The sequence below is a fragment of the Streptomyces sp. NPDC024687 genome, from assembly GCF_055559055.1.
This window is the reverse complement of sequence record NZ_JBVHLJ010000005.1, coordinates 692,202-703,606: the sequence shown is the minus strand read 5'-3', so window position 1 is coordinate 703,606 and position 11,405 is coordinate 692,202. Positions and strand designations below refer to the sequence as shown.

Sequence of the window (11,405 nt, the reverse complement as noted above, 5' to 3'; positions counted from 1 at the left end):
ATGGGCGGCACCATGGACGTCACGAAGCAGCAGCGCCGCGGCAACACGCGCCAGCGCATCCAGGACGTGGCGCTCGATCTCTTCGCACAGCAGGGGTACGAGAAGACGTCCCTGCGGGAGATCGCCGAGCACCTGGACGTCACCAAGGCGGCGCTGTACTACCACTTCAAGACCAAGGAAGAGATCCTCGTCAGCATCTTCGACGACCTGACGCAGCCGATCCTCGACCTGATCGAGTGGGGCCGGAAGCAGCCGCACACGCTGGAGACGAAGCAGGAGATCGTACGGCGCTACAGCGAGCTCCTGGCCGGTGCGACGCCGCTGTTCCGCTTCATGCAGGAGAACCAGGCGGCGGTCCGTGAACTGCGCGTCGGCGAGACCTTCAAGGAGCGCATGCAGGGCCTGCGCGAGATCATCGTCGACCCCGAGGCGGCCCTGACCGACCAGGTCCGCTGCGTCAGCGCGATCTTCACCCTGCACGCCGGGATGTTCTTCCTCCAGGACATCGCCGGCGACCCGGAAGCCAAGCGCAAGGCCGTCCTGGAGGTCGCGACGGACCTGGTGACACGGGCGCACGGGGGGAGCGGGGAGGGGTAGGGGGTGCGGTTCAGGGCGGCGGCGAGAGTGGCTGACGCCCGCGGTCGGAGCCCGAGAGGAGCGGGGGGCTGACGCCCGTGGTCGGGCCGAGGGCGAACTGAACGACCTACGGTTCGGCTGAGGGCGACGCGGCAAGCTGACTTCTGCGGTTCGACCCGGGGCAGTACGAGAGCCCGACACCCGCCGTCCGCTCCGAGGACAACCGGACCGACCGGCCTACGGTTCGGCCGAGGGCGACGCGACGACCCGGCTTCCACGGTTCGACCCGCAGGCACCACGAGAGCCCGACACCCGCCGCCCGCTCCGAGGACAACCTGACCGGCCGACCTGCGGTCCGGCCGAGGGCGACGCGGCAAGCTGACTTCCGCGGTTCGACCCGCGGCCAGTACGAGAGCCCGACACCCGCCGCCCGCTCCGAGAGCAACCGGACCGACCGGCCCTCGGTTGGGCCGAGGCGACGCGACGAGCCGACTTCCACGGTTCGACCCGCAGGCACCACGAGAGCCCGACACCCGCCGCCCGCTCCGAGAGCAACCGGACCGACCGGCCCTCGGTTGGGCCGAGGCGACGCGATGAGCTGACTTCCGCGGTTCGGCCCGCAGGCAGCGCGACGGCCCGACCACCCGCCGTCCGCTCCGAGAGCAACCGGACCGGCCGGCCGCGGTTCGGTCGGGGACAGCGCGACGGGCCGACACCCGCAGTCGCCCCCCTGAGCCTCAACGGCTCCCGCCCCGACCCACCCCCGGGCCAGCCCAACCCCCGTGCGGCGCCCCCCGCCCCCTCGGCTGCCCTCGCCCCGGAGGGAAGAACGCCCACCCCCGCAAGCCGCCCCGCTCACCGACCCCGGCAGAACACATCCCGCGTCCGCCGTCAGGCTCAGACCTTGACTCCCTTGCCGCGCAGGAAGGCGACCGGGTCGACGGCCGAGCCGTAGTTGGCGGTCGTGCGGATCTCGAAGTGCAGGTGCGGCCCGCTGGAGTTGCCGGTGTTGCCGGACAGGGCGATGCGCTGACCGGTCTTGACTATCTGGCCGACCTTGACCTTGATCCGGGACAGGTGGGCGTACTGCGAGTACGTCCGGTTGCCGTGCTTGATCACGATGGCGTTGCCGTAGGCGGGACCGTCACCGGCACCGCCCGGACCCGCCTTGACGACGGTCCCGCCGTGTGCGGCGACGACGGTCGTACCGCTCGGCACCGCGAAGTCCTGCCCGCTGTGGGTCGAGTGCCACATGCTGCCGGCCTGGGCGTAGCTCGCGCTGAGCGTGTACTTCTTCACCGGGTCGACCCAGGACGCCGAGGAGGACGCGGCGGAGGCGACTCCGGCCCCCAGCACAGCCGACGCCCCGACGGACGCGGCCATGACGGCCACACGGGTGCGGAGCAGGGACGTACGGGAGGAGCGGTGGGAGACGCGCTGGAACATTCGGAACCTCATGAAGCCGGGGACAAGGGGAAACCACCCGACGCACGACGGCGACCGGATGGCGCATCCCTTGGTAACCCCGGAGCCCGAATACCCCCAAACGGCGCAACTACGACGGAATGTAGTAATGGGGCGAGAAGGACATCCGTAAAATCCCTTTCTTTACCGGAATCTCCTTGAATCCGACCCTGGAACTTCCACTATTCCGGCTAGTAATGGACAAATCGCCTGTGCGGCAAGTCACCGGCGGCCTCAATGCAAAAGCCTCGCCAAGTGACGCACGTCTCTGGCTTCCTACCAACCGGTAACCCTACGGTTCCTCTCGCGCCACCCTCGTCCCCGAACATGCACCAGACAACGGCATACGGACGTGAGAGGACCCCCACGACAATGAGAAGCCGACGCCCCTGGGCGCGCCGCGCAGCCGTAACCACCGTCTCCGCAGCCGCACTCGTCGCCCTGGCCGTTCCCGCCGAGGCCGCGACGGCCACCGCAAGCGCCCCCACGACCGCCACGGCCGCCGCCGCGGACGTCGACTACGCCACCTGGCAGTCCGACTGCCAGGCCGTGATGAACCAGGCACTGCCCTACCTGAAGACGCGTATCGCGGCCACCAAGCCCGGCGAGAAGCAGGCGATCGTCTTCGACATCGACAACACCACCCTGGAGACGGACTTCGGCTTCAGCTACCCCTCGCCGGCCAACAAGCCCGTCATGGAGGCCGCGAAGTACGCCCAGGAGCACGGCGTCTCCCTGTTCTTCGTGACCGCCCGCCCCGGCATCATCGCCTCGGCGACCAACTACAACCTCAAGTACGTCGGCTACCAGGTCGGCGGCCTCTACGTCCGCGGCTTCATCGACCTCTTCAAGGACGTGGCCGCCTACAAGACCGCCCAGCGCGTCGACATCGAGAACAAGGGCTACACGATCATCGCGAACATCGGCAACAGCGCCACCGACCTGTCGGGCGGCCACGCCGAGAAGACCTTCAAACTCCCGGACTACAACGGCCAGTTGTCCTGACCTGACACAACGCAAGAGGGGCCGGTGCTCCCAGAGCACCGGCCCCTCTTGTCGGCCCTGCGGCCGTGAGGCTTACGCCTCCTTGCTCAGGTTCGGCCCGGCACCGCCGGCCGCCTGCTCGATCGGCGGGACGTCCGGCAGCGCCGACTTCTCCTCGCCGCGGAAGGTGAAGGTCTTGGTCTCACCCTCGCCCTCCGTGTCGACGACCACGATGTGACCGGGACGCAGCTCACCGAAGAGGATCTTCTCCGAGAGCGTGTCCTCGATCTCGCGCTGGATCGTGCGACGCAGCGGCCGCGCACCCAGCACCTGGTCGTAACCCTTCGTGGACAGCAGCTCCTTGGCGGACTGGGAGAGCTCGATGCCCATGTCCCGGTCCCGGAGACGCTCGTCCACCTTGCCGATCATCAGGTCGACGATCTGGAGGATGTCGGCCTGGGTCAGCTGCGGGAAGACGACGACGTCGTCCACGCGGTTGAGGAACTCGGGCCGGAAGTGCTGCTTGAGCTCGTCCGAGACCTTGTTCTTCATGCGCTCGTAGTTGGTCTTCTTGTCACCCGAGGCCGCGAAGCCCAGGTTGAAGCCCTTGGAGATGTCCCGGGTGCCGAGGTTGGTCGTCATGATGATGACCGTGTTCTTGAAGTCCACGACCCGGCCCTGGGAGTCGGTCAGACGACCGTCCTCCAGGATCTGCAGCAGCGAGTTGAAGATGTCCGGGTGAGCCTTCTCGACCTCGTCGAAGAGAACCACCGAGAACGGCTTGCGCCGCACCTTCTCCGTCAGCTGGCCGCCCTCTTCGTAGCCCACGTATCCGGGGGGCGAACCGAAGAGCCGCGAGACCGTGTGCTTCTCGCTGAACTCCGACATGTCGAGGGAGATCAGCGCGTCCTCGTCACCGAAGAGGAACTCCGCGAGCGCCTTGGACAGCTCGGTCTTACCGACACCGGACGGGCCGGCGAAGATGAACGAACCACCGGGACGCTTCGGGTCCTTGAGGCCCGCACGCGTACGACGGATCGCCTTCGACAGCGCCTTGACGGCGTCGACCTGGCCGATGACCCGCTTGTGGAGCTCGTCCTCCATGCGCAGCAGACGCGAGGACTCCTCCTCGGTCAGCTTGAAGACCGGGATGCCGGTGGCGGTCGCGAGGACCTCGGCGATCAGCTCGCCGTCGACCTCGGCGACGACGTCCATGTCGCCGGCCTTCCACTCCTTCTCCCGCTTGGCCTTGGCGGCCAGGAGCTGCTTCTCCTTGTCGCGGAGGGAGGCGGCCTTCTCGAAGTCCTGCGAGTCGATCGCGGACTCCTTGTCGCGGCGGACACCGGCGATCTTCTCGTCGAACTCGCGCAGGTCCGGCGGCGCGGTCATCCGGCGGATGCGCATCCGGGAACCGGCCTCGTCGATCAGGTCGATCGCCTTGTCCGGCAGGAAGCGGTCCGAGATGTACCGGTCGGCCAGGGTGGCGGCCTGGACGAGGGCCTCGTCCGTGATCGAGACACGGTGGTGGGCCTCGTACCGGTCGCGCAGACCCTTGAGGATCTCGATCGTGTGCGGCAGGGACGGCTCCGCGACCTGGATGGGCTGGAAGCGGCGCTCGAGGGCCGCGTCCTTCTCCAGGTGCTTGCGGTACTCGTCCAGCGTGGTCGCACCGATGGTCTGCAGCTCACCGCGGGCCAGCATCGGCTTCAGGATCGAAGCGGCGTCGATGGCGCCCTCGGCGGCACCCGCACCGACCAGCGTGTGCAGTTCGTCGATGAACAGGATGATGTCGCCGCGGGTGCGGATCTCCTTGAGGACCTTCTTCAGGCGCTCCTCGAAGTCACCGCGGTAGCGGGAGCCGGCGACCAGCGCGCCGAGGTCGAGCGTGTAGAGGTGCTTGTCCTTCAGCGTCTCGGGCACCTCGCCCTTGACGATGGCCTGGGCGAGGCCCTCGACGACGGCGGTCTTGCCGACGCCGGGCTCACCGATCAGCACCGGGTTGTTCTTGGTACGGCGGGACAGCACCTGCATGACCCGCTCGATCTCCTTCTCGCGCCCGATGACCGGGTCGAGCTTGGACTCACGAGCGGCCTGGGTGAGGTTCCGGCCGAACTGGTCGAGGACCAGGGACGTCGAGGGCGTGCCCTCGGCAGGCCCGCCGGCGGTGGCGGTCTCCTTGCCCTGGTAACCGGAGAGCAGCTGGATGACCTGCTGCCGCACCCGGTTGAGATCTGCGCCCAGCTTGACCAGGACCTGGGCGGCGACGCCCTCGCCCTCACGGATCAGGCCGAGCAGGATGTGCTCCGTGCCGATGTAGTTGTGGCCCAGCTGAAGGGCCTCGCGGAGCGACAGCTCCAGGACCTTCTTGGCACGGGGGGTGAAGGGGATGTGCCCGGACGGGGCCTGCTGGCCCTGCCCGATGATCTCCTCCACCTGCTGGCGGACCGCCTCGAGCGAAATCCCGAGGCTCTCAAGGGCCTTGGCGGCGACACCCTCACCCTCGTGGATCAGGCCCAGGAGGATGTGCTCGGTGCCGATGTAGTTGTGGTTGAGCATCCGGGCTTCTTCCTGAGCCAGGACGACAACCCGCCGCGCGCGGTCGGTGAACCTCTCGAACATCGTTAATCGCTCCTCAGAGCGGTCAGGCAGTGGGGGGAACTTCCCCTCCCTGTCCTTCCGCAGCTTAGTCCCGCAAGCGGGGACCGCTCATTCCAACTGCCGACACCGTCGATGGCCTCCTGACCCCGAACGCCGACATCTGCTCCAACCCGATGGTGCGAGACGATGTTCCCGCAGGCCAGGCAGTTACCCCAGTCGCCAGTACGCCGATGGCGAACGTGAGACGGCCCTCTCCTGCGTGTCGCCCCCTCCCACTAGGGATGTCTTACCCGCTCGGACCGACACTCCATGCCGTACGCCCCCCGTCCCTCCGCTACGGGCGAACAACCTTGTGCCACTCCGCACCCCCGCACGCCCCCTTTTCAGCCACTCTTCGCGCACGCCGGTACACCCAGCGTAACTCTCGCGCCTTTCCGGCGGTTGCACTCGGCATGGTCGCCAGCCACCTCCCTCCGGCCGCGGATCTCACCGCGGTCCCGCTCCCCCGACGACCGCTCGACGGGGCAACCTCCGGCGACGATCCGGTCCGCCGCTGGTACGAGAACGAACTGGGCTGGCCCACCGTGCCCGCGAGCGCCCCCGAATCTCCGGTACGACTGCTTCTGGGGCTGCGCTTCGACGTCCTGGACGTTCCGGAGCAGGCGGGTCGCGCGGCCCTGCGCCATCTCACCGAGGCCTCTCCGGTGGCGCTGTGGGGCGACCGCATGCGGCTCCTGGTGGCGGCGGGCAGCGCGGAGGAGCTGCCGGGCCTGCTGGACTGGCTGGAGTGGGGCACGCTGGCGCTCGACCTGCGGGCGCTGGGCAGTGGCTGCGTGATGCGGGCACCGCGTCCGCCGGAGCCCGCGGTGGGCACGCCCGGGGAGGTGCCGTCGGGGCGGCCCGCGCGTCCGGGGCCCGGCGCGGTCGCATCTCTTGCCCCGCCCTCACTCCCGGAGCCGGGCGGATTCGTACCCCGGCCGTCACCGACGGAGGCGAGCGGGGTCACCGGAGGCCTGCGGCCTCACGCCCCGGGGCGCCCGGGCGCCCTGCAGGGGGCCGCCGTATGGCTGCGGCCCCCCGAGCCTGGGTGCGAGGTCGAGGCCTCGCTGCCGACCATGTCGGCGCTGGGGCGCGTTGGGGGCGCCCCCGATCTCGTACGCGTCGTGAACACGGTGGCGACCCAGTGCCACCGGCTGCGGCTGCGGCGCGCTCGGGCATAAGCCTTCGCGGCCCCGGCCTTCATGGACCTTTCGATCAGGCGTTGGCCTTCTCGTAAGCCTCGCGAATGCTCGCCGGAACACGGCCGCGGTCATTGACCTCGTAACCGTTTTCCTTGGCCCAGGCGCGGATCTGAGCGGTGTCCTGGCTGCCGCCGGAAGCGGCCCGCGTCTTTCCGCGCCCGCCCGAAGCACGGCCTCCGGTGCGGCGACCGCCCTTCACGTACGGGTCGAGAAGGCCACGAAGCTTGTCCGCATTGGCGGTCGTGAGATCGATCTCGTACGTCTTGCCGTCCAACGCGAACGTGACGGTCTCGTCCGCCTCGCCGCCGTCGATGTCATCGACAAGAAGGACCTGAACCTTCTGTGCCACCGGATTTCCTTTCATCCAATACTTGAGGGCCGGGGGTCTGCGGCGTCCGCCGTTTCGCCGTCCCCTGTTATATGCAGTACTGCAGTACGTCGGAAAGCAAACCGCTTTTGCCTGAAAAACACAAACCCCCGGGAGAGACCGACTGGGACCTCCCCGTCCGGAAACATGCGCGTTTCGGACATAGGGAACCTGGGCAGGACCGAGCGCCCGAATCCCTGGCGATCACAGATGCAGAAGCATCCGACTGTTGCCCAAGGTGTTCGGTTTCACTCGTTCGAGACCGAGGAACTCTGCCACGCCTTCGTCATAGGAACGCAGCAGCTCCGCGTAGACATCGGTGTCAACGGGTGTCTCACCGATCTCGACGAAGCCGTGCTTGCCGAAGAAGTCCACTTCGAAGGTGAGACAGAAAACGCGGCGAACACCCAGCCAGCGGGCCGTCTCCAACAACTTCTCCAGCAACTGATGCCCGACGCCGGCACCCTTCAGCCCGGGCTTCACGGCGAGAGTGCGCACTTCCGCGAGGTCTTCCCACATGACATGCAGGGCGCCGAAGCCGACCAGCTCGGCGTTGTCGTCGCGCTCGGCGACCCAGAACTCCTGGATGTCCTCGTAAAGCGTCACCGTCGCTTTGTCGAGCAGGATGCGGTCGCGGACGTAGGTGTCGAGGAGACCACGGATGCCGGCGACATCGCTGGTGCGGGCCCGCCGGACCGTGATGGCTTTTGCGGTGACTTCGGGGTTCTCGGCGGAGGGACTCTTCGCGGACATGAGCGGACGCTATCGCCCGCCGTCCCGCGATGCCGAGTCGGGGTTCTCCATGGACGGCCCCTCGACCATCCGTACAGCGTCCTGCAGTGCCAGTCGCTGTTCCTCGCTCATCATCCCGAAGAAGGCGACGAGAGCGGCGGCGGGGTTGTCACTCTGGGACCAGGCGTCGTTCATCAGTGCGGCGGCGTAGGCGGCCCGTGTGGAGACCGCCTCATATCGATAGGCCCGGCCTTCCGCCTCACGGCGCACCCAGCCCTTCTGATGGAGATTGTCCAAAACGGTCATCACCGTGGTGTAGGCGATGGACCGTTCCTGCCGAAGGTCTTCCAGGACTTCTCGAACGGTGACCGGGCGGTTCCACTTCCACACCCGCGTCATGACCGCGTCTTCGAGTTCTCCCAATGGGCGAGGCACAGCTCAGCACAATAGTGGGAGATCCGGCTTTCGGCGTGACGGACGTGCTCTTTCGACGTCAAACAGCAACAAAAAGGGCGTACGACTCCGAAAACACGGTGGCTCGGAGAGTCGTACGCCGATGAGGGCGCGGCCGGTCAGTCGGCCTGCTTGGTAGCCTCCGCGCGCGCGAGCGCTGCGTCGACGGCCGCGTCCTCCTTGGCCTTGTTGGCCCCGCCCTGGGTCTTCACGATCACCCGGATCAGGCCGATGAAGAACACGGCCATGACGACCGGGGGCACGAGCGCGGAGACATAGTCCATGCGTCCAGGGTAGCCACGCACGCACGGACATCTCGGGCGGGGTGCGGACTGTGCCGTGTCAGCCCGCGGCCAGGTGCTGCGGCGGGTTCGACGGGGGCTGGGCCGGCTTGCGGCGCGGGAAGACCTCGCCCGGCGTGGGGATGGGGCGGGAGGGCTTCGGGGCGGCGGGGGCCGGTTTCTCCGCGGGCTTCACCGGGTGCTTGGCCGGCTCCTTCCGCGGTGCGCGCTGCGGCTCCTTCGCGTCCTGTTCCGCCGGACCGCCCAGGACGCCCCCACGAGGGACGCCGCCGGAATGGCCTGCGGCCAGGCCCCCGGGCAGCGCCAGGAGGCGCGTACGGGAGGCGGGGACCACCGGGGCCACCGCAGTGCGCCGGGTGCTCGTGGTGCCCGCGAGACGGGCTCGTACGTCCCGTTCGGCCAGCATCTGGCAGCGGATCAGCAGTGCCGCCGCGACGGGGTTGCCGCGCAGCGCCCGCAGGGCGGCGAGATCGTCGGGGTCGGGCCGGTACCCGGCGCCCAGTGCCTCCTCCAGCAGGGTGAGGTAACCGGCGGCGGTGCCGGGCAGTGCGGCGCGGTACCGGGCGAGGTCGGCCACCAGGAAGGCACGCAGCCGGGCCCCCTCGCGCACCGCCTCGTCGAGGGACCCGGCGAGGCGGTGGCAGTCCTTGATGTCCTCGGCCGAGGCAGGGGCGGGGTGTAGGGCGAGGGCGAGAGCGCGGCGGAGCACACGCAGCTCCTCCACGCCGAACGCCATGCCGCCGCGGGATCCGTATGGCGTGGGCATGCGGCGACAGTACGCGCTAATCAGACAAACTCGTCATAGCGGACGGGTGTGGCGTGAGGAGGCCACCCGCCCGGACGTGCGGCGGCCGAGAAACGGGGCCGCCGGACAGCCGGGCAGCCGGGCCTCCGGGCAGTCACATGCGGGACACGTTCCGCTCGTACACCAGCCGCAGCCCCACCAGGGTCAGCCAGGGTTCGTGCTCGTCGATCACCGACGACTCCCCCAGCACCATCGGCGCGAGCCCGCCCGTGGCGATCACCGTCACCTCGTCCGGGTCCTGCGCGAGCTCCCGGGCCATCCGGCCCACCACGCCGTCGACCTGCCCGGCGAAGCCGTACACGATCCCGGACTGCATCGCCTCGACCGTGTTCTTCCCGATCACGCTCCGGGGCCGGGCCACCTCGATCTTCCGCAGCTGCGCCCCCTTCACACCGAGCGCCTCCACGGAGATCTCGATACCGGGCGCGATGACCCCACCGACGTACTCCCCGCGCGCGGACACCGCGTCGAACGTGGTCGCCGTACCGAAGTCCACGACGATGGCCGGTCCGCCGAACAGTTCGACGGCCGCCACCGCGTTGATGATCCGGTCGGCGCCGACCTCCTTGGGGTTGTCGGTGAGGATCGGCACCCCCGTCTTGACCCCCGGCTCGACCAGCACGGCCGGCACGTCGCCGTAGTAGCGGCGCGTCACCTCGCGCAGCTCGTGCAGCACGGACGGCACGGTCGCGCAGATCGCGATCCCGTCGATGCCGTCGCCCAGTTCGTCCCCGAGGAGCGGATGCATGCCCATCAGGCCCTGCAGCAGGACCGCCAGCTCGTCCGCCGTCCGGCGCGCGTCCGTGGAGATCCGCCAGTGCTCGACGATGTCCTCGCCGTCGAACAGCCCGAGGACGGTGTGCGTGTTGCCTACGTCGATCGTGAGGAGCATCGCGACTACTCCGCCTCGCGCAGATCGAGACCGATGTCGAGGATCGGCGAGGAATGGGTGAGCGCCCCGACGGCGAGGTAGTCGACGCCGGTGTCGGCGTACGCGCGCGCGTTGGCCAGCGTCAGCCGCCCGGAGGCCTCCAGCGCGGCCCGCCCGTCCACGAGCGCCACCGCCTCCTCGCACTCGCCGGGCGTGAAGTTGTCCAGCAGGATCAGGTCGGCGCCCGCGTCCACGACCTCCCGCAGCTGGTGCAGGGTGTCGACCTCGACCTCGATCGGCACGTCCGGGAAGGCCTCCCGGACGGCCTTGAAGGCCTGCGCGACGCCACCGGCGGCGACCACGTGGTTGTCCTTGACCAGCGCCGCGTCGGACAGCGACATCCGGTGGTTGACCCCGCCGCCGCACCGCACCGCGAATTTCTCCAGCGACCGGAGGCCGGGAGTCGTCTTGCGCGTGTCCCGCACGCGTGCCTTGGTGCCCTCCAGGGCGTCCGCCCACGCGCGTGTGGCGGTCGCGATGCCGGAGAGCCGGCACAGCAGGTTCAGGGCGCTGCGCTCGGCGGTGAGGAGGTCACGCGTGCGGGTGGTGACCGACAGGAGCTTCTGCCCGGCCTCCACCCGGTCGCCGTCCTCGACGTGCCGCTCGACCTCGAACTCGTCCTCGCAGACCACCGAGACGACCGCCTCGGCGACCCGGAGGCCGGCCGCGACGCCCGCCTCGCGGGCGACGAAGTCGGCGGTGGCGACGGCGTCCTCGGGGATGGTCGCGACAGTCGTCACGTCCACGCCGTGGGCGAGGTCCTCCTGGATGGCGACGTTGGCGATGTCCTCGACCTCCACCGGGTCGAGCCCGGCGTCGGCCAGGAGCTGCGCGAGCGCGGGGTCGAGCCCGCACTCCAGGTATTCCTCGTCGCCGCCGTCGGCGGTGCCACAGGCACAGCCGTCGCCGCAGCCGCCGGACGGGGCGAGGGGAAGGTCGTCGGTGCTCACTG

Annotated in this window: 12 protein-coding genes; 3 read left to right on the top strand and 9 right to left on the bottom strand. The window is 69.2% G+C overall.

Annotated elements, in window-relative coordinates:
• Complete coding sequence (locus tag ACZ39I_RS23400) at positions 1 to 597, top strand: TetR/AcrR family transcriptional regulator (protein ID WP_467246229.1); 597 nt, start codon at positions 1 to 3, stop codon at positions 595 to 597.
• 876 nt (positions 598 to 1,473) lie between these two features.
• Here ACZ39I_RS23400 and ACZ39I_RS23395 read toward each other — a convergent pair.
• Positions 1,474 to 2,022: a M23 family metallopeptidase gene (locus ACZ39I_RS23395; protein ID WP_451472870.1), complete on the bottom strand. Its 549-nt coding sequence runs from the start codon at positions 2,020 to 2,022 to the stop codon at positions 1,474 to 1,476.
• A gap of 390 nt (positions 2,023 to 2,412) precedes the next feature.
• On the opposite strand from ACZ39I_RS23395, the gene ACZ39I_RS23390 reads away from it, so the two are divergent.
• Positions 2,413 to 3,045 carry an HAD family acid phosphatase gene (locus tag ACZ39I_RS23390; RefSeq protein ID WP_467246228.1) on the top strand — a complete coding sequence of 211 codons (633 nt, stop codon included), beginning with the start codon at positions 2,413 to 2,415 and terminating at the stop codon, positions 3,043 to 3,045.
• 72 nt (positions 3,046 to 3,117) lie between these two features.
• Here the strand turns inward: ACZ39I_RS23390 and ACZ39I_RS23385 are convergent, their stop codons facing one another.
• Positions 3,118 to 5,643, bottom strand: a complete 2,526-nt coding sequence (locus ACZ39I_RS23385) for an ATP-dependent Clp protease ATP-binding subunit (RefSeq protein ID WP_352387958.1) — start codon at positions 5,641 to 5,643, stop codon at positions 3,118 to 3,120.
• A gap of 431 nt (positions 5,644 to 6,074) precedes the next feature.
• Between ACZ39I_RS23385 and ACZ39I_RS23380 the strand changes: the two genes are divergently transcribed.
• Positions 6,075 to 6,842, top strand: coding sequence for an SCO3374 family protein (locus tag ACZ39I_RS23380; RefSeq protein WP_467246227.1), 768 nt, complete (start codon positions 6,075 to 6,077; stop codon positions 6,840 to 6,842).
• A 34-nt stretch (positions 6,843 to 6,876) separates the two neighbouring features.
• Here ACZ39I_RS23380 and ACZ39I_RS23375 read toward each other — a convergent pair whose 3' ends face one another.
• The 7 genes from ACZ39I_RS23375 to nadC form a co-directional block, all read right to left on the bottom strand.
• Complete coding sequence (locus tag ACZ39I_RS23375) at positions 6,877 to 7,212, bottom strand: histone-like nucleoid-structuring protein Lsr2 (protein WP_007383771.1); 336 nt, start codon at positions 7,210 to 7,212, stop codon at positions 6,877 to 6,879.
• 222 nt (positions 7,213 to 7,434) lie between these two features.
• Positions 7,435 to 7,983, bottom strand: a complete 549-nt coding sequence (locus ACZ39I_RS23370; RefSeq protein WP_352387954.1) for an amino-acid N-acetyltransferase — start codon at positions 7,981 to 7,983, stop codon at positions 7,435 to 7,437.
• Positions 7,984 to 7,992: 9 nt separating this feature from the next.
• Positions 7,993 to 8,385, bottom strand: coding sequence for a BlaI/MecI/CopY family transcriptional regulator (locus ACZ39I_RS23365; RefSeq protein WP_352387952.1), 393 nt, complete (start codon positions 8,383 to 8,385; stop codon positions 7,993 to 7,995).
• 149 nt (positions 8,386 to 8,534) lie between these two features.
• A complete protein-coding gene (locus tag ACZ39I_RS23360) occupies positions 8,535 to 8,699 on the bottom strand; it encodes a hypothetical protein (RefSeq protein ID WP_020122549.1) in 165 nt (54 codons plus the stop codon).
• Positions 8,700 to 8,757: 58 nt separating this feature from the next.
• Complete coding sequence (locus tag ACZ39I_RS23355; protein WP_467246271.1) at positions 8,758 to 9,453, bottom strand: hypothetical protein; 696 nt, start codon at positions 9,451 to 9,453, stop codon at positions 8,758 to 8,760.
• A gap of 163 nt (positions 9,454 to 9,616) precedes the next feature.
• A complete protein-coding gene (locus ACZ39I_RS23350; protein WP_352387948.1) occupies positions 9,617 to 10,414 on the bottom strand; it encodes a type III pantothenate kinase in 798 nt (265 codons plus the stop codon).
• 5 nt (positions 10,415 to 10,419) lie between these two features.
• Positions 10,420 to 11,403 (bottom strand): carboxylating nicotinate-nucleotide diphosphorylase, encoded by a 984-nt coding sequence (gene nadC, locus ACZ39I_RS23345; RefSeq protein ID WP_467246226.1) that lies wholly within the window; start codon positions 11,401 to 11,403, stop codon positions 10,420 to 10,422.
• Positions 11,404 to 11,405: the final 2 nt, after the last annotated feature.

Excerpts from the sequence above, each read along its gene's own strand:
- ACZ39I_RS23370 (WP_352387954.1), bottom strand. The coding sequence starts at position 7,983 with ATGTCCGCGAAGAGTCCCTCCGCCGAGAACCCCGAAGTCACCGCAAAA.
- ACZ39I_RS23380 (WP_467246227.1), top strand. The coding sequence starts at position 6,075 with ATGGTCGCCAGCCACCTCCCTCCGGCCGCGGATCTCACCGCGGTCCCG.
- ACZ39I_RS23395 (WP_451472870.1), bottom strand. The coding sequence starts at position 2,022 with ATGTTCCAGCGCGTCTCCCACCGCTCCTCCCGTACGTCCCTGCTCCGC.
- ACZ39I_RS23400 (WP_467246229.1), top strand. The coding sequence starts at position 1 with ATGGGCGGCACCATGGACGTCACGAAGCAGCAGCGCCGCGGCAACACG.
- ACZ39I_RS23360 (WP_020122549.1), bottom strand. The coding sequence starts at position 8,699 with ATGGACTATGTCTCCGCGCTCGTGCCCCCGGTCGTCATGGCCGTGTTC.
- ACZ39I_RS23350 (WP_352387948.1), bottom strand. The coding sequence starts at position 10,414 with ATGCTCCTCACGATCGACGTAGGCAACACGCACACCGTCCTCGGGCTG.
- ACZ39I_RS23385 (WP_352387958.1), bottom strand. The coding sequence starts at position 5,643 with ATGTTCGAGAGGTTCACCGACCGCGCGCGGCGGGTTGTCGTCCTGGCT.
- ACZ39I_RS23355 (WP_467246271.1), bottom strand. The coding sequence starts at position 9,453 with ATGGCGTTCGGCGTGGAGGAGCTGCGTGTGCTCCGCCGCGCTCTCGCC.
- ACZ39I_RS23390 (WP_467246228.1), top strand. The coding sequence starts at position 2,413 with ATGAGAAGCCGACGCCCCTGGGCGCGCCGCGCAGCCGTAACCACCGTC.